At 69.5% G+C, this 17,919-nt stretch carries 14 protein-coding genes and 3 pseudogenes; 8 read left to right on the top strand and 9 right to left on the bottom strand.

Annotation, left to right across the window (positions count from 1 at the left end; all coding sequences use genetic code 11):
• The first annotated feature begins 208 nt into the window (after positions 1-208).
• Positions 209-676, top strand: a complete 468-nt coding sequence (locus JIX56_RS41620; protein WP_257548876.1) for a hypothetical protein — start codon at positions 209-211, stop codon at positions 674-676.
• Between the two features lie 204 nt (positions 677-880).
• Here JIX56_RS41620 and JIX56_RS41625 read toward each other — a convergent pair whose 3' ends face one another.
• A complete protein-coding gene (locus tag JIX56_RS41625; RefSeq protein ID WP_257548878.1) occupies positions 881-1,609 on the bottom strand; it encodes an SDR family oxidoreductase in 729 nt (242 codons plus the stop codon).
• A gap of 75 nt (positions 1,610-1,684) precedes the next feature.
• Between JIX56_RS41625 and JIX56_RS41630 the strand changes: the two genes are divergently transcribed.
• A complete protein-coding gene (locus JIX56_RS41630; protein WP_257548880.1) occupies positions 1,685-2,062 on the top strand; it encodes a MerR family transcriptional regulator in 378 nt (125 codons plus the stop codon).
• A 58-nt stretch (positions 2,063-2,120) separates the two neighbouring features.
• Here JIX56_RS41630 and JIX56_RS41635 read toward each other — a convergent pair.
• From JIX56_RS41635 to JIX56_RS41645, 3 genes and pseudogenes are all read right to left on the bottom strand, one after another.
• Positions 2,121-2,627 (bottom strand): annotated as a pseudogene (locus tag JIX56_RS41635) (IS701 family transposase); the annotation flags it as partial.
• Positions 2,628-2,783: 156 nt separating this feature from the next.
• Positions 2,784-3,503, bottom strand: a complete 720-nt coding sequence (locus JIX56_RS41640) for a DUF4232 domain-containing protein (protein ID WP_257548882.1) — start codon at positions 3,501-3,503, stop codon at positions 2,784-2,786.
• Positions 3,504-4,079: 576 nt separating this feature from the next.
• Positions 4,080-4,586, bottom strand: a complete 507-nt coding sequence (locus tag JIX56_RS41645; RefSeq protein ID WP_257548883.1) for a hypothetical protein — start codon at positions 4,584-4,586, stop codon at positions 4,080-4,082.
• 207 nt (positions 4,587-4,793) lie between these two features.
• Between JIX56_RS41645 and JIX56_RS41650 the strand changes: the two genes are divergently transcribed.
• The 3 genes from JIX56_RS41650 (at position 4,794) to JIX56_RS41660 (ending at position 8,234) form a co-directional block, all read left to right on the top strand.
• A complete protein-coding gene (locus JIX56_RS41650) occupies positions 4,794-5,996 on the top strand; it encodes a sensor histidine kinase (protein WP_257548884.1) in 1,203 nt (400 codons plus the stop codon).
• 300 nt (positions 5,997-6,296) lie between these two features.
• Positions 6,297-7,499 (top strand): sensor histidine kinase, encoded by a 1,203-nt coding sequence (locus JIX56_RS41655; RefSeq protein ID WP_257548885.1) that lies wholly within the window; start codon positions 6,297-6,299, stop codon positions 7,497-7,499.
• 51 nt (positions 7,500-7,550) lie between these two features.
• Positions 7,551-8,234, top strand: a complete 684-nt coding sequence (locus tag JIX56_RS41660; RefSeq protein WP_257548886.1) for a response regulator — start codon at positions 7,551-7,553, stop codon at positions 8,232-8,234.
• A 312-nt stretch (positions 8,235-8,546) separates the two neighbouring features.
• Here the strand turns inward: JIX56_RS41660 and JIX56_RS41665 are convergent, their stop codons facing one another.
• Complete coding sequence (locus tag JIX56_RS41665; RefSeq protein WP_257548887.1) at positions 8,547-8,831, bottom strand: hypothetical protein; 285 nt, start codon at positions 8,829-8,831, stop codon at positions 8,547-8,549.
• A 244-nt stretch (positions 8,832-9,075) separates the two neighbouring features.
• Here JIX56_RS41665 and JIX56_RS41670 point away from each other — a divergent pair.
• Together JIX56_RS41670 and JIX56_RS41675 are read left to right on the top strand one after the other, a co-directional pair.
• A pseudogene (locus JIX56_RS41670) lies at positions 9,076-9,217 on the top strand (IS256 family transposase); the annotation flags it as partial.
• Between the two features lie 454 nt (positions 9,218-9,671).
• Positions 9,672-9,968: pseudogene (locus JIX56_RS41675) on the top strand (SDR family oxidoreductase); the annotation flags it as partial.
• A 160-nt stretch (positions 9,969-10,128) separates the two neighbouring features.
• On the opposite strand, the gene JIX56_RS41680 reads toward JIX56_RS41675, so the two are convergent.
• Together JIX56_RS41680 and JIX56_RS41685 are read right to left on the bottom strand one after the other, a co-directional pair.
• Positions 10,129-10,728, bottom strand: coding sequence for a hypothetical protein (locus tag JIX56_RS41680; RefSeq protein ID WP_257551420.1), 600 nt, complete (start codon positions 10,726-10,728; stop codon positions 10,129-10,131).
• Between the two features lie 235 nt (positions 10,729-10,963).
• A complete protein-coding gene (locus JIX56_RS41685; protein WP_257548888.1) occupies positions 10,964-13,945 on the bottom strand; it encodes an AfsR/SARP family transcriptional regulator in 2,982 nt (993 codons plus the stop codon).
• Positions 13,946-14,581: 636 nt separating this feature from the next.
• Here JIX56_RS41685 and JIX56_RS41690 point away from each other — a divergent pair.
• Positions 14,582-15,646, top strand: coding sequence for a LacI family DNA-binding transcriptional regulator (locus JIX56_RS41690; protein ID WP_257548889.1), 1,065 nt, complete (start codon positions 14,582-14,584; stop codon positions 15,644-15,646).
• Here JIX56_RS41690 and JIX56_RS41695 read toward each other — a convergent pair.
• On the bottom strand, positions 15,609-17,009 hold the full coding sequence (locus tag JIX56_RS41695) for a glycoside hydrolase family 32 protein (protein ID WP_257551421.1): 1,401 nt from the start codon (positions 17,007-17,009) through the stop codon (positions 15,609-15,611). The genes JIX56_RS41690 and JIX56_RS41695 overlap by 38 nt on opposite strands.
• Before the next feature lie 5 nt (positions 17,010-17,014).
• The gene (locus tag JIX56_RS41700; RefSeq protein WP_257551423.1) at positions 17,015-17,875 is read right to left on the bottom strand and encodes a carbohydrate ABC transporter permease; all 861 of its coding nucleotides are present in this window, start codon (positions 17,873-17,875) and stop codon (positions 17,015-17,017) included.
• Between the last annotated feature and the right edge of the window lie 44 nt (positions 17,876-17,919).

Consider the following 17,919-nt stretch of genomic DNA (forward strand, 5'->3'; position numbering starts at 1 on the left):
CCGGCGCTGACTCAGCTCAGCCGGAGTGCCACCGCAAGTCGTCTTTGACTCAGCTTCCGTCCTCTATGCCCGCACGACCGCGGCCGGAACCCTCTTCAATGCCGCCTCCGCCTGGGACTCGGCTCACCCCGAAGGCTTCCGGCGCCGACCACTAAGGATCAAGCTGGGGTCTTGAGAGTGATCTGTTGAGTGAGCTGAGGGGGTGTCCGTGGCTAAGCTTGTCCGGCAGCAGCAGGTCGATGCCTACGTGGGGTTCCACGCTTTCGGGCTCCAGGAAAGCGATGACACTGACCTGCCGGTTTCCTTTCCGGACGACTTCGACTTCGACGTCTTTCTCAGCACCCATCCCGGGCGGCTGGACATCACCAGCGGCGGTCACACGCACACCGCCACCGTTGACGTCGAAGTGTGGGACGGGCCTCCGCCCCAGCAGGATCTGACCGACTGGGACGAGCAAGCAGACGCCGACTTCACATCGACCAGAGGTCAGGTCGCCGTGTGGTCCATGCACACAGGCCGCTCCGAGGACCTCATCACGCTGGCTGATTCCGGCGGATCGTGGCGGGTGCGTGTCAGCTGTACGGGCCGGGATGCCGCTGCGGCTCTGTCGGAGGGCGAAGGCACCGGACACGGTCTCGAGCGCTACCTCGTGCAGTTCTGGCCCGCGCAATCGTGAGCTGCCCGTAGCGGCAGTGGGCCGGTGTCATCGGCCCACTGCCGGCGCATCCGAGCTCAGCCGACGATCTTCACGATGAAGCCGTCGTCGAGTCCATCGAAGGTCAACGTGAAGAAGGTCCTCACTGCCTGGCCCCGTGCTGGGTGCCTTGCGATCGTCCCGCTCGAAGCAGCCGACCGAAGTCCGTGCGGCCCGAGGGGCCCTTCAGGCCGCCATCAGCGCCGCCAGGGCGCGGTCCATTGCGGCGTTGAACTCTTCCGGCGTCAGCGGCAGACGGGACTTGACGTCCCGACTCCACTGGTCGGCGAGGACCTCGGCGGAGCCCGCCTGGACACCGTCGAGCGCGGCGTCGGCCAGGTCCGGCGGAGCGATCTTGTCCACGGGCCAGCCCGCCGCCATGTCGGTGTCGGCCAGGCCGAGGTGTACCGCTGTGACGAGCGTGCCCTGCTCGGCGAGCTCCAGGCGGACGCCGTTGGTCATGGCCCAGGCGGCGGCCTTGGTCAGGTGGTAGGCATTGGCGCCCTTGCCCCCGAACCACGACATGGCGGAGAGGACGTTGACGATCGCGCCCCCGCCGTTCCTGGCGAGCGCCGGCGCGAACTCCCGGATCATTCCCAGGTGGCCGAACATGTTGGTCTCCAGCTCGTGCCGCACCGCGTCCAGCGAACCGGTCACCAGGTCGGTCCCCGTACTGATTCCCGCGTTGTTGATGAGTAGCGAGACGTCCGGGGCGGCCTCGGCGGCGGCCCTCACGGATGCGGGATCGGCGATGTCGAGGGGCAGCACCTCGACCCCGGGCAGGTCCACGGTCTCCGGTCGGCGGGCCGTCGCGTAGACCTTGCGGGCGCCCCGTTCGAGCAGGCGCTGGGCGAAGGCGCGGCCCAGGCCGCGGTTGGCTCCGGTGACAAGGGCGACGGAGTTGTTGATATCCATGGCCGGTACGCTAAAACCTGACGCTGGCGTCAGAGGCAAGTGCTGGTCGTCAGGCCAGGGGTGAGAGGAATCACCATGACTGTCACAGTGGCCGCAGCCGAGCGGTTGATCCGCATCGGCGAGGTGGCACGAGGTGCCGGCGTCTCAGTGCGCGCGGTGCGCTACTACGAGCAGCAAGGGCTGCTCGTCGCGGAGCGCAGCCCGTCCGGCCAGCGCCTGTACCGGCAGGACGCCATCGCCCTGGTCCGCTTCTTCCAGCAGATGTTCGCCGCCGGCCTCACCAGCCGAAGGATCAGCGAACTCCTGCCGTGCTGGGACGCCGGGCACACCGACGCCGGGCAACGAGCCATGCTGCGAGCCGAGCGCGAGCGCATCCAGGCCAAGATCGACGACCTGCAGGCCGCCCTGGACCACCTCGACGAGGTCATCGCGATCACGGACACGCACCCGTAGGCGCGGTCGGCCAGACGTCTCATCAGCGATCCAATACTCCAGCTGTACATCGCGATCTTCATGTCTGGGACGCGGCTTGTCGCCGGTAATGGCTGGTGAGGGATCGCTGCTGATGGAGCCGCCGCCAGTGCGACCAGTCGAGCCGGTAGGCCATGTCGTGGCGAGGCTGGACGGCGACCGTGATGAACAGGCGCTGGATCTCGTTGCAGGACAGCGGGACCAGGCCGTCCCGGACGGGGCTGCGGGCGTGTTCGTCGGCACGGACTACCGCGAGGAAGGCGTGGGCGAGCATCGCGAGGGTGACCCAGCGGGTCCAAGAGCGGCAGCGGCGGACCTGGTGCTCGTCGAGTCCCGCCAGCCCTTTCTCGGCCTGGAAGGTCTCTTCCACACGCCACCTCGAGCCAGCGGTCTTGACCAGCACAGTCAGCGGGACTGGCTCGGCGGAGTGGCAGCGGTAATAGGCGAGTTCACCGGTGGTGCGGCTGCGGCGGATCGGGAGCTGGTGGCTGCCCGGCGTCGGGGCGACGAGATCGACGACGGCCCAGTCGTAGAACCGTTGTCCTTTAGGCAGTCGATCGGCCAGGAAAAGAGCACGTCCATCCGCTCATCATCGAGGAGCGGGACACAGCCCAGGTCGACATTGAGGATGCCGCCCCGTCTGTAGCCGCAAGCCGTGGTCGCTGCGACCTGTTGGAGGCCGGGAGCGGTCTTCGGGCGAGGGTCAGTTGCCGCCGACGGCCTTGAACATGTAGTTCTCGGCCTTCTCACGGCTGACGTTCCAGTACGAGACTGCGGGGTTGTCGTCGATGTTCAGGAAGTTGGCCTCGTCGGGCAGCGGGACCTCGATCGGCCCGCTGTCCGGATCGGCGTTGGAGATGCGGCCCTGGAGGCTGACGGTCATCGTCTCCACGGCCTCGGTCGGCGCGCCAGTACGGAAGAGGAGCATGCCCGCGTATGCCTTCTTGCCCGGCCCGATCTTGACTGCCTTCATCTCGGACTCCATCGGGCCGACCTGATCCTCGCGACCGTTGTCGAAGCGGACGATCGGGTAGCGGTAGAGAGTGCATTCCTTGTCGCCGGTGTTGGTGGCCGTGAGGAGGAGGTGCCGGACCGAGTCATGTGGGTACACCGTCGTGGCGACCGAGATGTTCGCGCCGCTGCAGGCGGTGGCGCTCTCGCCGACGGTGCTGCTCGACCCACCGGAGTTCCCCGAGCCGCCACCCGAGTCCTGCGAGCCGCCGCCCGAGTCCTGCGAGCCGCCGCCCGTGCCGGTGCCCCCGCCGGGCTGGGTGGAGGCGGTCGCGCTCGGGGTGGCGGACGAGGTGATGGTGCCCGTGCCGTTGTTCGTGCCGTCCGGCTCGCAGGCCGTGGCGGAGAGGAGGGCGGTGAGGGCCGCGGCTCCCAGGGCGTAGGTCTTCCAGCTCTTGTGCGCAGTACGCATGATCATCCCCCGTGTGCGGTCATGTGGTCCGAATGCGCGACCAACCAATGTGATGATGCGGCGAGGAGATCGCTGAACTCCCGTTCCTGCGTGGCCGTGACGGCACGCAGACAATGGAGGTCGTGCTTCCCATTCGCCGCCCCAGGACCTGCCCTGAGATTCCTCCAGCTGGACGGCGGCGGGCGGTTCCGCCTGTCCGGAAAACGCGCCGCCCCTCACCAGGGCGTGTATTGCCGAGCGCGTTCGAGCAGGTACCGAGCGGTCGCGCCACCCTGTTGCCCGGTAGCGTCGATGACCAGAATCGGCCCCGTATGCCTGGATACCCGATGCTTCCGGCTTACCAAGCTTCCGGCCCGCAGTGCCTCACCCCCGCGTCATGCGACAGCACCGCAAGCTGTTCGACGAACACACTGCTTTCCCCACCGAACTCGTGGCCGCGGCTTGACGCGTTGGCATCGTGAGGTGTCTGCCGCCGTCCCCTCGCTCGCAGCCCCTGCATGACACTGGCAGGGCCCCGCTCACGCCTGAATCGCACAGACCACGGGGAAGGTCCCGCTGGGGCTTCCCCTGTGACGTCTAGAGGAAGACCCAGGACCCGGTTGCGGTACCGCCGCCGCTTCGGCTCTCCTGAATGGCCCAGGCGTAGATCGGTTCGCTCTGGGTCCACGCGAGATTCCCGAAGACTGCGTACTGGCCGCACGATTGGGTCGTGTGCCAGCCGCCGTACCGCTTGCCGCTGGGCGCATTGGTGACAAGGCGGATACGCGCGCTGGTCACACCCTTGTTGCAGGGGAACTTCACCGACATGGAACCGGTGAGGTTCCTTTTGGAGTTGGAGTCGGTGAACGTGCCGCTTCCGCACACATAGCTGTCGCAGTAATCGCTTCGTCCGGTGAAGGACGCGGCGGTGGCTGCCTGCACAACGCCGGCCCGCGTGCCGCCGTGCGGCGCCGACGGCGCTGCGGAAGCCGGAGTGGCTGTGGCGAAACCGCCCAGGGCGATCACGCAGCCGGTCACCGCGGCCGTCGTTCGGATCTTCGATCTGGACACTTTGGGTTTCCTTCCCTTGGTGTTGCGGACCACGCGGCCAATCGCGGCTCGCCACATGGTGGGGAGCTGCGATGCCGTGGTGCCGCCGGTAGAGGGAAAGCTAGCTGGAACGGCTGTTTCCCCTCGCCCCACCATGGGTTGAACTGCGCCTGCAACCAGGGTGGTTGCCGGTGTACAACCTGGGGTGTAGCTGTGGTCGAAAGCGGGGTGAAGCGATCGCTTGGGGCCTACGCTCGGACGATGTTCGTGCAGCGCACGTGGAGCCCGGCGGTTCGCAGGGCCTTCCCGCAGGTGGCAGACATCGTCTACGCGGTGGTGTCGGTCTGGATCTCGAGCATCGCGCTGCGCAACCTGCCCGACCCGCACGGCTACTGGCGGCAAACCGATGTATGGGCCTACGTGCTGATCGCCCTGGTCTATCTTCCGCTGGCCGTGCGCCGCCGGGCTCCCCTGACCGTGCTCATCGGCACGGCGGCCTGCGTGCTGTGTTACTTCACCCTGGCCTACTACCACGTGGTCGTTGTCAGCGGACTGGGCCTGGCGCTCTACACCGTCGCGGCGCAGTGCCCGCGCAGGGTCGCGGCGCAGTGCGCCGCCGCATCCCTGCTCGTGCTCCTGTGGGGCGCGCGGCTCGCCGAGCCAGGGAGCGGCCCCTTCAGTGTGGCCTTCGTGACCGTGATGGTCGCCGTCACCTGGGTGACCGGCGACCGGTCCCGTCGGCTCGCGGAGCGCGGCGAGCGCCTCGCGGTGCTCACCGAGCAACTGCGCCTGGAACAGGAGGAGAGGGCCCAGCGGGCCGTCATCGCCGAGCGCATGAAGATAGCCCGTGAACTGCACGACGCCATCGCCCACCACGTGTCCGTGATCTCCGTGCAGACCGGCCTGGCCGGCTACGTCTTCACCTCCGATCCGAAGATGGCCCGCGAGGCGCTGGAGACCATCGCGGGCAGTGCCCACGAGGCCATGGCGGAGATGCGCCGCATGTTGGTCGTGCTCAGGGAAGGGACCGAGCGTGCCCAGGAGGGGGCGGGCGACCCCACCGCGGCCCCCGGTCTCGGGCGGCTGGAGCAGTTGGCCCGGCGTGTCGAAGCCGCGGGTGTCTCGGTCGACGTCCGGATCACGGGTACCCCGTTCGCACTGCCGCCGGGCGCCGACCTGTGCGTCTACCGGGTCATCCAGGAAGCTCTCACCAACGTCATGAAGCACGCGCCGACGGCGAACGCGAGCGTCACGGTGCACTACGACGAGGCCGCGGTCCGCGTCCGCGTCACCGACGACGGACAGGAACCAGTTCTGGTCGGCACCACCGCGGGGCCCGCCGGCCACGGTTTGATCGGCATGCGCGAGCGAGCCGGTATCTACGGCGGGACGGTGACCGCCGGCCCCGGCCCGCAGGGCGGGTTCGAAGTCGCACTGACCGTCCCCGTGGCCCGCGACAGGTGAGGAAGTGCCTCGGCTCCCGGCCGGGCAGCCGCGAGAAAGGCGACACCACGCCTGCCCACAGTGCTCGTTGATGTGCGCGGAGATCCGGAACCACGAGTCGTCCAAGCCGGCCTCCGGCCAGGGAAGCGTGCACCTCGGCCTTCGCCGCTTGACGGCCGGCAGCTCCAGGAGGGCCACCCGGTTGGCCAGTGGCCCAGCGAATGCCGGGAGCCCGTCCGGACCGGTTGCCGGTGTACAACCTGGGGTGTAGCTGTGGTGGAAAGCCGGGTGGAGCGGTGGCCTGGGGCCTACGCTCGGACGATGTTCGTGCAGCGCACGTGGGGCGGGACGGTTCGCCAGGCCTTCCCACAGGTGGCAGACATCGTCTACTCGGTGGTGTCGCTCGGCATCATGGGCGCCATGCTGCGCAACTGGCCGAACTCGCACGGCTACTGGCGGCAAACCGATGTATGGGCCTACGTGCTGATCGCCCTGGTCTATCTTCCGCTGGCCGTGCGCCGCCGGGCTCCCCTGACCGTGCTCATCGGCACGGCGGCCTGCACGCTGTGCTACATGACCCTGGGGTACTACCACGTGGTCGTCGTCTGCGGACTGGGCCTGGCGTTCTACACCGTCGCGGCGCAGTGCCCGCGCAGGGTCGTGGCGAAGTCCGCCGCGGGGACGCTGCTCGTGCTGCTGTGGGGCACGCGGCTCGCCGAGCCCGGGATCGGCCCGCAGAGCGTGGTCTTCGTGACCGTGACGGTCGCCGTCCTGTGGGTGACCGGCGACCGGTCCCGTCGGCTCGCGGAGCGCGGCGAGCGCCTCGCGGTGCTCAGCGAGCAACTGCGCCTGGAACAGGAGGAGAAGGCGCAGCAGGCCGTCATGGCCGAGCGCATGAGCATAGCCCGTGAACTGCACGACGTGGTCGCCCACCACGTGTCTGCGATCTCCGTGCAGACAGGCCTGGCCGGATACGTCTTCATGTCCGATCCGAGGACGGCCCGCGAGGCGTTGGAGACCATCGCGGGCAGCGCCCACGAGGCCATGGCGGAGATGCGCCGCATGCTTGTCGTGCTCAGGGAAGGGACCGAGCGCGCCCAGGAGGGTACGGGAGATCCCACCGCGACCCCGGGGCTCGGGCGGCTGGAGCAGTTGGCCCGGCGCGTCACAGCTGCGGGCGTCCCCGTCGACGTCCGGATCACGGGCGCCCCGTTCGCGCTGCCGCCGGGCGTCGATCTCTGTGTCTTCCGAGTGATCCAGGAAGCTCTCACCAACGTCATGAAGCACGCGCCGGCGGCGAACGCGAGCGTCACGGTGCACTACGACGAGGCCGCGGTCCGCGTCCGGGTGGCCGACGACGGTCAGGCGCCAGTTCTGGCAGGCGCTACCGTGGGGCCCGCCGGCCATGGTTTGATCGGCATGCGCGAGCGGGCCGGTATCTACGGCGGGACGGTGACCGCCGGCCCCGGCCCGCAGGGCGGGTTCGAAGTCGCACTGACCGTTCCCGTGGCCCGCGACAGGTGAGGAAGTGCCTCGGCTCCCGGCCGGGCAGCCGGGAGGAAGGCGACATCACGCATGCCCACAGTGCTCGTTGTGGACGACCAGTTCCTCATCCGCTCGGGACTTGTCGCACTCCTGCGGGCCGCACCGGGAATCGACGTCGTCGGCGAGGCGCAGGACGGCGAGGAGGCCATCGAGATCGCCGCGCGGACCAGACCCGACGTCATCCTCATGGACATTCGGATGCCGGGCATCAGCGGGATCACCGCCACCGAGCGCATCCTTGCCCAGGCCGCGCCCCCGCTCCCCAAGATCCTCGTCCTGACCACCTTCGACCTCGATGAGTACGTCTACGGTGCGCTCAAGGTCGGTGCCTGCGGCTTCCTGCTCAAAGACACTCCGCCGGACCGGCTGCTCGCCGCCATCGACACCGTGCACGCCGGCGACATGCTGTTCAGTGCCCCAGTGATCAAAGGACTCATCGAGACCTACACCCTCCGCCCGGCCGCGCCCGAGGCGCACTTCGGGCTGGATACGCTGACCCCCAGGGAGTTAGAAGTCCTCGGGCTGGTCGGGGCGGGCATGTCCAACGCCGACATCGCCAAGCGACTCGTGCTCAGCCCAGCGACCATCAAGACACACGTTCACCGCTGCATGAGCAAGCTCACGCTGAACAGCCGGGCCCAAGCGGTCGTCTTCGCGTACGAGACCGGACTGATCTCCCGCGGCCCCGCAGCCTGGAGCACGGACAACACCTGAGCTCTTGGAACTGCCATGTCGTCAAAGGCGCCCGGGAGCGGCAAGAAGCGCGACCGCCACCGGGCCCTCGCGGCCTGGCGCGGGGCGTGGGAGGTGATCCTCGACGCATCGAAGCGGGGCCCGACGCCGTCTCATGGACGACTTCCCCTACGACAGTGCCCCTTCCCGGAGTTCGAGCTGCCGGGAAAGGGCACTTCGCATTCTCCCTGACCAGGGCTCCGGCAGAGCTCCGGGCGTCCCCGTCCGTCAGCGCCGGGCACCGTCTGACGCGCGAGCCGGCACGCAGTCGGCTGCCCTACTGTTGGCCCACAACTACGCCTGGCTTCCGCCCCAAACACGCGGGCTGGCGAGTGAGGAGTTGTAGCTCGTGCAGTATGCGTAGGACGTGGTCCCGGAAGCCGCAGTGGCGCCAATCGCGTATCTGCCGTTTCTGCACTTCGCGAATCCGTTGAAGGCGCCGCCGGTGCACTTGATCCCGGCCGTGTTGCCGTCGTCGAACACCTTCACGCACGTGAGCGCGGACGCGGCGGCGGAGGCACTGTTCGCCGTGACCACGAGGCCGGAGCCGGCCAAGGTCAGGATGGCGAACGTACTCATGAGCTGTCGCTTCATTTCTAGGTCCCTTCAGTTCCCGAATGCAGGAGAGCCCGTCCCCCAGCGGTGGTGCAGTTGCCCGCCCGGTGTTGCCCGGGTGCATGGAAAGCTAGCTGGAAGGGCTGCTCCCTCTCGCCCAACCAGGGGTTGAACTGCGCCTGCAACCAAGGTGGTTGACGGTGTACCACCAGGGGGGTAGCTGTGGTCGTAAGCCGGGTGGAGTGATTGCTCCTGGCCTACGCTCGCCAAAAGCTATGGCGCGAAGTGGCCCAAGACCAACGCGAAGATCACCGACGATCGGCAGGAGCTGCTGGCGTTCTACGACTTCCCGGCAGAGCATGGGGATCCACTTGCGAACCACGAATCCGCTGGTTATCGAGTCGACGTTCGAAGGTTCCATTCCATTGGCTGAACGGGGCGGCCGCGGCTGCTGCGGTGGTAAGCGTCTCCCTCAAAGACCGTCAGGGGCCATCGAGGGGCCACAAGGACAGGAACAGATCGACAGGCAGCACTCAGGACTGACACTGATCAGCACATCTGACCTGAGAAAACGGCAAAGATGAGCGTTGATCGGCAAGGGCCGCCAATATCCTCAAAGGACTCATAATCCGTCGGCCGTGGGTTTGAGTCCCACCCGCCCCACTTCTGTAGGTCTCTGACCTGTAGAAACGTTCCTGTTGGAGCGCGGAAACGCCAACTCGGGCTGAACGGACTGAATCCGCTGCTCGCGCGTTTGGTGCCAGGGCGTCCTGTGTCGGACCATAGCCGCGATCCCGTCAGCGGGGATGCGGCCGCGAGGGTTGGCCGCCTGGCCGGTGCTCTGGACCGGCGCGATCCCGCAACTACGTCGGGGCACGCGATGCCCACCGCGGCCGACGGCGGACGAGAGGCTCGGCGCCCGCTTCGTTCGGCTTGACGTCACCGACGAGGATTCCGTCAAAGCCGCCGTCTGAATCCGTCCGCGCGGGCGCAGGCCGCCTCGACGTCCTGGTCGACAACGCCGGGATCGTGGGCGCGCGCAAGCTTGATCGGGTCGGCGAGGTCACCGGGTCCGACATGCTGACCACGGACGTCACAAACGTCTTCGGCGTCGTGCGCGTCACGCACGCCGTCCTGCCGCTGTTGGAAGCAAGCGACGCCCGGGCCTGTCAAACGAGCGGGTGTCCGGTCAACCGGCCGCCCGGCATGGCGGTCAGGGTGCCGCTGCGGCCGGCCGGACGACATGGCCGGCCGGCCGGACGAGGGCGACCTGGACCGGCCGCAGCGGTCGGGCCGGCGAGGTACAGGCCGGCGCCGATTCTCAGTTGGTCCAGACGACCGGGCTGTCGCGGTACGCGTCGCCCTCCTCGAACGAGGCGCCGATGATGGGCGAGCTTTTCGTGGCGCTGAGCGCGCAGGTCTCGTACGACGCACCCTTGGTGGTGAACTCGGTGGGCGCGCTCTCGCGGTCGCACTTGCCCGGGATGTCACCGATCAGTACGACGCCCGTCCCGGCGCCACCTTCCAGCACACCGTCCAGCTTCAGCGACGCGTAGGACAGGTCGGTGCCGCCGACGTTCTCCACCTTCATCTTGATGAAGTAGGGCGTCATTCCCTTCGCCTTCTCACCGTAGGCGGCCATGTCGGCCTCGGCGCCCTTCTCGATCGCCGTGACGGTTACGGCGATGGTGCCCTTCTTCTCGCTCGTGTACTCGAAGGGCAGGACAGCCCTGTCGCCGACCTTCAGTTCCGTGCCCGGCGCGGTGACGTCACCCTCGGCCGGCGTGGCACTGTCGTCACCGCTGTCGGCAGTCGGGCTCTCGCTGCTCGGCCCGGACGAGGCCGGGGCTGACGCCGCCGGCGAATCCTGCGCCACCGGCTCTTCCCCGTCGCCGGCGCAGGCCGAAAGCCCGAGCCCCATGGTGGCCAGAGCAGCCGCGAACACGATACGTCCCTTGTGCACTACTACTACCTCACTGGTAACGAGAGCTGTCCGATACGGCAGCTTGGAACGGTCGATGGTTTCGAGAAATGACCGACCACACAGCCGGACATGCCAGAGCGGCTTCCCGACGGCGTTTCGTCGTTGACGCGCACAGTGGCAGCTCCCGGAATACGGCGGCCACACGCCGGGAATACGAGCTGCGCGGTACGGCTCAGCGGATCTTGGCTCTCACGGCAGCCGCCTCGTCGGCCAGGTGCCTCGCGGCGGTGTCGTCTCCCGCCGCGGCCCGCAGCCGGGCGAGCCTTTCCAGCACACCCGCGAGCAGGTACGGGTAGTCGATACCCCGGGCCACCTCGACCGCGTGCTCCCCCTGGCCGATCGCGACTCGCAGATCATGGCGGTCGTACAGGCGGGGATCGAGCAGGTCGATGAGAACACGGGTCTCGAACATGGGGTCATGGAGTGCACGCGCGACCTCGACGCCTTCGAGGAGACGGCGGCGCGCGTCGGCGTACTCACCTCGGGCCAGGTGGAGACAGCCCCAGGCGTGGGCCGTGTAGAACGCGCCCGATGACCCGACGTCCCGGGCATACGCGGTCAGCTCGGTGAACGACTCCTCAGCCTCCGCATGACGGCCGAGTGCGAGCTGCGCCTGGCCGAGCCAGTAGGTGTCCCGCGCGATCAGGGTCCGGATCCCCTCCTTCCTCGCCCCGGCGACGATCTCCGTGAGGACCTCTACCGCGACCTCTGGCCTGCCCGCCTGTAGATGAGCGAGGCCAACCTGTGAGTACGCGTGCAGCGCCGCCGCAGCCTGCCCGCTGGCGTTGAGCCGTTCGTAGGCCTCGCGGCCCGTCGTGATCGCCTCGGTCAAACGTCCGTTGGGCACGAGGAAGAACGGTGCGTTACTCAGCGCCTCCAGGTAGCCCCGCCCGTCCCCGATCCGCTCGAACAGACCCATGGCCTCGGTGTTGGCCTCCTCGGCCGGGCCGTACCGACGCCGGGTGTAGCGCAGTCCGGCCATCGAGATGAGCAGTCTGGCCCGGCCCCGCATGTTGTCCGCAGCCTTGGCCAGGCCCATCGCCGTCTCGTAGCACTCCTGCCAGTCGTCGAAGTACCGCTCCGTCTCGAACAGCGCGTGCCCGCCCACGGCCAGCTCCCAGCAGAGCTCGTCCCTGCCCAGCTCCGCGGCTTGCCGCACACCCGCCACCAACGGGATACGCTCCGAATCCAGCAACTCCATCCGCGGCACGGAAGGCGGCAGGCTTGCCTCCACCCGCGCCGGCTGCCACCGGTCGGCGTCCCGCTGGAACATGTTCTGTCCCATGTGGTCACGGTCGGCGATGTCCGTGAGGGCCAGGAGGGCGCTGAGGACGCGGACGACGGCTTCGTCCCGGGCCTCCGCCGGCTCCTCCACCTCCGCGCGTTCCCTTGCGTACGCGCGGATCAGGTCGTGGAAGCCGTAACGCGCCTGACCCTTCGGCGTTCCGGTGACGTCGAGCAGGTGGACGTCGACCAGCTCGTCGAGGAGTTCCTGGGCTGCGCGCAGTTCGGTGTCGACCGCGGCGGCAGCCGCCCAGAGCGGGAAATCGGGTGCCTCCAGGAGACCGAGGAGCCGGAACAGCCGCCGTGCCTCGGGCCGGAGCCCCTCGTAGCTCAGCCCGAAACTGGCCCGCACTTCGAGATCGCGATAGCGGAGCGCGTCCAGCCGGTGCTGTTCGTCCGCCAACCGCGACACGAGGTCCGCCAGGCGCCAATGCGGTCGTGACACCACGAGCGACCCGACGATCCGCAGCGCGAGCGGCAGCCGCGCACACAGCCGGACCAGGTCGGACAGCTCCGCCCGGGTAGCCGAGGCCAACCGGTCGTCCGAGCTGTTGCGCAGCATGGCCAGACTGTCGGCTTCGGACATCTCGCGGAGCTCGACCCGGTGCGCGCCGCCAAGACCGCCCAGCCGCACGCGGCCGGTGGCGATCACACCGCACGTACCGCTCGCCGGCAGCAGGGGAGCCAACTGCTCCTCGTCGAACGCGTCGTCGAGCACCACCAGGATCCGGCGTTCCGCGAGCATGCCCCGGTAGAGATCGGTGCGCTCCTCCGGATCGTCCGGCACGGCGGTGGCGGGCACTCCCAGCGCACGCAGGAAGCGACCGAGCACAGTGGCCGGGGCGACCGGCTGGGTACGTGCACCGGCCAGCGCCGCGAACAGCTGCCCGTCGGGGTACGCGGACCTGAGGCGATGCCCGGCCTGCACCGCGAGCGCGGTCTTGCCGACCCCGCCAGGGCCCGAGATCGTCACCACCGCGGCCGGCTCATCGGCGGCGCGGTCCTCGCGGAGCACTGCCTCGATCCGCGCCAACTCCGTCTGTTGCCCGCTGAAGTCGCCGAGCGCCGGAGGCAGCATACGGGCGCTGGTGGCGTTCCGGCGTTCCCGCTCCTCGGTCGCGATCGCCGGGTCCAGCGCGGGATCCTCGCCGAGGATGGCCTGGTGCAGGTCCCGCAACTTCTGCCCGGGCTCCAGACCGGTCTCCTCGGCCAGGACGTCACGGGCCTGGAGATAAGCCAGGAGCGCGTCCGCCCGTCGGCCACAGCGATACAGCGCGAGCATGAGCTGGGCCCACATCCGCTCGCGGAACGGGTGTTCCATCGTCAGCGCGGTCAGCTCGCCCAGAAGCTCGCTGTGCCGACCGAGCCGAAGGCCGACGTCGATCCGCTCTTCGAGTACGCCGAGCCGCAGCTCGTCGAGGCGAGCGGCCTCCGAGGTCAGCGCCGGGACGTCGGCGATCCCGGCGAACGCGGGTCCCCGCCAGAGGCCCAGGGCCTCGTCGAAGAGCCGACGCGACTGATCGAGATCACCGGCCGCCAGCGCCGCGCGGGCCACGCCCGCCAGATCTTCGAAACGCGCCGCGTCCAGCTCGTCACGGTCGACACGCAGCCGGTAGCCCTGGCCCTCCCTGGTGATGCGTCCCGAATCCCCCAGGTGCTGCCGGAGCCGGTGGACGTAGGTCTGCACGTTCTTGGCGGCACTCTTCGGCTGTCCCTCGCCCCAGAGCGCCTCCGCCAGCGCATCACCGGCGACCGACCGGCCCAGCCGGCACAGCAGGACCGCCAGGAGCACCCGCCCTTTCGGCGTGCCCAGTTCCAGCGGTACGCCGGCCCGCCACACCGTCAGCGGGCCCAATACCCCGAAGTCCACAGCCGCCCCCGTCTTTCGACGGCAACTGTAACGGCCGTCGGCTCGTCACCGGCCCGAGGTACATGCGGACGGCGACGGTCAGGCCGGAGACGGCGGTGAGGGCGGCGACGGTCCAGATCGCGGTGGTGATGCCGTAGGAGTCGGCGAGGAAGCCGGCGAGGAGGGCGCGACGGCGAAGCCGCCGTCGCGCCACAGGCGGTGGACCCCGACGGCGCGGGCGTGCCTTCTCGGTACCGTCTCCGGTGCGCACGTCGACCCTCAGTACGTCGAACGCCCGCCGGTCCGGCGGCGGCATGCGGTCGAAGAGTTCGATGGGGTCCTCTGGTCGTGGACTGCTCGGGATGTGCCTTGGCCATGGCCGGTAGGCGGTGCGGAGACGGCCCCGAGAGAAAGCGGGCTCGCAGGGAGCCCTCGACGGTTGTCGGGGGCGGTCGAGGCCGAGTCTCGTTGAGGCGTGCTGCCAGCTGCGAGGGACGGCGGTCGGACGTCCACGGTCGCACGGCGACCTGCACCCCGGGCGTGCCGAGGTCAGCGGCTGTTCCACCCCGGTGTCCCCTTCGGTCTGCGGCGGCGGGCTCCGCAGCATCTCCCGCGGGTAGGCTTTGCCTGATCAGGCAAAGTCGGCGGGGACGAGGCATGGGCGGGGTCGAGAAGTCGCGGGGTGGCGGGGCCGAGCGGGCGACCTCGCGGGATGTCGCCCGGCTTGCCGGGGTGTCACACACGGCCGTGTCCTTCGTCTTCAACGGGCGTGCCCAGGGCAACCTCTCCGCCGAGACGCAGGAGAAGATCCGCAAGGCGGCCGAACAGCTCGGCTACCGGCCGAACGCGGTCGCCCGTGGCCTGCGTCGGAGTCGTACCGCCGTGATCGGTCTGGTCACGGACGAGATCGCCACCTCGCCGTTCGCCGGGCTGCTGCTGCGCGGGGCCATGGACATGGCGTGGAGCAGTGAGCACCTGGTGCTCACCGTCGACTCCGGGCAGGACCCGGTCGCCGAGGACGCGGCTGTCGCCGAACTGCTCGACCGGAGGGTCGACGGGATCATCTACGCCGCGCTGTCGTTGCGCCGCGCCCGAGTCCCGGAAGGGCTGCACCGCACGTACGCCGTGCTCGCCAACTGTCTCCCCGAGGACGGCTCCCTCCCGGCCGTCATCCCCGCCGAGCGGGCCGGTGGCCGCAGCGCCGCGCGCGTCCTTCTCGACGCGGGCCACCGCCGTGTCGCCCTGGTGGGCGGTCTGGACGACATCGCGACCGCGGAACGGCTGCGCGGCTTCCGGGACGCGCTGCGGACGGTGGGGCTGACCGCCGAGAAGGACTGGATCATGCGGACGGGAGGGGAGATCGCCGCCGGGTACCAGGGCGCGCTGCGGCTGCTGGACGGTGTTCCCGCCCACCGGCGGCCCACGGGGATCGTCTGTTACAACGACCGGGTCGCCGCGGGCGTCCTGCACGCCGCCGCGCGCCTGGGCCTCGACGTGCCCGCCGAGCTGTCCGTCGTCGGCTATGACGACCAGGAACACATGGCGGCTTTCCTCAGCCCGCCCCTCACCACGGTCGCTCTGCCCCATCGCGCGATGGGAGAGACGGCCGTCCGCCTGCTCCTGGACGCCATCGACAGCGGGACCGCGCCGCCGGTCACCACCCGGCGGCTGGAGTGCCCCGTCGTCACGCGGGGTTCGGTGGGACCAGCTCCCAGCCCGTGACCTCGACGTCCGTGCCCGTCACGGTCAGCTCCGCGATGTCGTCGTCCCGTCGGTACACCCGTTCCGTGGCCGTCGCCCGGTCACCCGCGAACAGTTCCAGCAGGGAGCCGTCCACGAGGATCCGTACGGTGAGGGTCTCGCCCGGCGGGGTCCGCAGGACCAGGGGGGCCGTGCCGTCCGGGCGGGAGCGTGGCCAGGCCGTGCGGTCCAGGGTCACCGCGCCGGATGCCGGATCGAGTCGCACGGTCAGTTCGGCCCCGGACGCGGCCCGCAGCAGACCCACGGTCGCCGCCGAACGGGCGGTCACCAGCAGGTCGTACGCGCGGGGGAGTGGCCGGTGCGGTCCCGGTGCGGCCGTGAACGGGACGGCCGCTCGCAGTAGTTCGAGCTCCGGAGCCGGTACGACCCGTAGCGTGCCGTCCTCGTGGGTGTCCATCACCCGGGGTGCCGTGAGGACGCCGGACCAGCCCGCGCGGTCCACCTCCTCGGGTGGGCGTGACTCCCAGGACCAGCCCCAGAGCAGGGCGCGGCCGGACTCCGTGTCCTGGAGGACGGAGGGGGCGTAGAAGTCACGGCCGAGGTCCAGCGGGCCGCCGCCCGTACCGGCCGCGAACCTCGGTCCACCGTCCGCCTGCTCCACCAGACGGCCCGTGACGTACGCGGTGCTCAGCGGGTCGCCGTCCCACAGGGCCACCGCCAGCACCCAGTCGCCCCCGGGGGTCGCCCACAACTGCGGGCACTCCCAACCGATCGCCCGCTTGCCGAAGGCGCGGGTCGCCGCCGGGTCCCGGCCGTCCAGCAGGACCCCGGCGAACCGCCAGTCGTACAGGTCCTCACAGTCGTACACCAGGACGGACGGGGTGCCGTCGGCGTGGCCGGCGCCCATCAGCGCCCAGCGGCGTCCGGCGAAGCGGAAGACGAAAGGGTCCCGGAACATCGTCACGTCCAGGCCGGGTGGTGGGCCGGCGACCACCGGCACCGGCAGTTGCTTCCACTTCTGGAGGCCGTCGTCCTCGGCCACGGCGAGACAGATCGCGCTCAGGCCCTGGTGGTCGTGGTCGATCCCGGAGTACACCGCTGTCGGTACACCACCGTCGTCCACCACGCAGCCGGACCAGCAGCCCGCCTCGTCCGGGCCGTCGGGCGTGGGGCGCAGGGCGATCCCGTGGTCGTCCCAGTGGGCGAGGTCGGGGCTGGAGGCGTGGCCCCAGTGAACGTTCGTGTGCACGGGGGCGTCGGGGTTGTGCTGGTAGAAGAGGTGGTATCGATCGCCCCAGCGGAACGGGCCGTTCGGGTCGTTCATCCAGTTGGCCGGCGGGCGGACCCTGAAACGCGGGCTGTTGGCGTCGGTCGACCGGCTCACGGAACTCAACGATTGACTCCTGCGGATGTGATGCCCTCGCGCAGAGGGCGCTGGCCGACGACGAACACGACGACGGCGGGGATCATGGAGAGGACGACTCCGGCGAGGACGACGGAGACCGAGCCGGTGCCGAGGTTGCCCTGGAGGGAGACCAGGCCCAGGGGCAGCGTGAGGTTCTCGGTGGAGGTTTCGAGGATCAGCGGCCGGAAGAACTCGTTCCAGTGGTAGTTGAAGGCCAGCACGCCGACGATGGCGAGACCGGGGGCCGCCAAGGGGGCGTACACCGACCGGAAGACGCGCCACGGACCCGCGCCGTCGATCATCGCCGCCTCGCCCAGGTCCTTCGGCATGCCCAGGAAGTACTGGCGCATCAGGAAGGTGCCGAAGGCCGTCGGGAAGGCCGGGACGATGAGGCCGAGCAGGGTGTCGGTCAGACCCATCGTCTTCAGTTCCAGGAAGACCGGGACCATCGTGACCTGCAACGGCACCATCATCGTGGCCAGGACCAGCGCGAACAGCGGCTTCTTGAAGCGGAATTCGAGGCGGGCGAAGGCGTAGCCCGCCAGGCCCGCGGTGATCATCTGGCCGGCCGCGATCAGCGCGGTCACCAGGGTGGAGTTCAGTGCGTACAGCCAGACGTCGATCTGGTCGAAGACCCCGCGGTAGGCGTCGACGGTGGGGTCCGTGGGGATGATCTCCGGCGGCAGGTCGAAGGACTCCGCCGGCGTGCGCAGTGACGTCGACACCGTCCAGATGACCGGGCCGAGCGTCAACAGGGCGCACAGCGCCAGACCTGCGATCCGGCCCCAGGGCGCCAGGCCGTGCCGTACGCGTGACGCGGTGGGGCTCGTGCGGGGACCCGGCATCGAACCCGCTGCCGAACCCGATACCGAACCCGAGAGGGAACTCG

The organism is Streptomyces sp. CA-210063 (assembly GCF_024612015.1).
GTDB lineage: Bacteria > Actinomycetota > Actinomycetes > Streptomycetales > Streptomycetaceae > Streptomyces.

Bases quoted from the DNA above. Each gene is read 5' to 3' on its own strand.
- JIX56_RS41625 (WP_257548878.1), bottom strand. From the start codon at position 1,609: ATGGATATCAACAACTCCGTCGCCCTTGTCACCGGAGCCAACCGCGGC.
- JIX56_RS41630 (WP_257548880.1), top strand. From the start codon at position 1,685: ATGACTGTCACAGTGGCCGCAGCCGAGCGGTTGATCCGCATCGGCGAG.
- JIX56_RS41640 (WP_257548882.1), bottom strand. From the start codon at position 3,503: ATGCGTACTGCGCACAAGAGCTGGAAGACCTACGCCCTGGGAGCCGCG.
- JIX56_RS41650 (WP_257548884.1), top strand. From the start codon at position 4,794: ATGTTCGTGCAGCGCACGTGGAGCCCGGCGGTTCGCAGGGCCTTCCCG.
- JIX56_RS41655 (WP_257548885.1), top strand. From the start codon at position 6,297: ATGTTCGTGCAGCGCACGTGGGGCGGGACGGTTCGCCAGGCCTTCCCA.
- JIX56_RS41660 (WP_257548886.1), top strand. From the start codon at position 7,551: ATGCCCACAGTGCTCGTTGTGGACGACCAGTTCCTCATCCGCTCGGGA.
- JIX56_RS41665 (WP_257548887.1), bottom strand. From the start codon at position 8,831: ATGAGTACGTTCGCCATCCTGACCTTGGCCGGCTCCGGCCTCGTGGTC.
- JIX56_RS41680 (WP_257551420.1), bottom strand. From the start codon at position 10,728: ATGGGGCTCGGGCTTTCGGCCTGCGCCGGCGACGGGGAAGAGCCGGTG.
- JIX56_RS41690 (WP_257548889.1), top strand. From the start codon at position 14,582: ATGGGCGGGGTCGAGAAGTCGCGGGGTGGCGGGGCCGAGCGGGCGACC.
- JIX56_RS41700 (WP_257551423.1), bottom strand. From the start codon at position 17,875: ATGCCGGGTCCCCGCACGAGCCCCACCGCGTCACGCGTACGGCACGGC.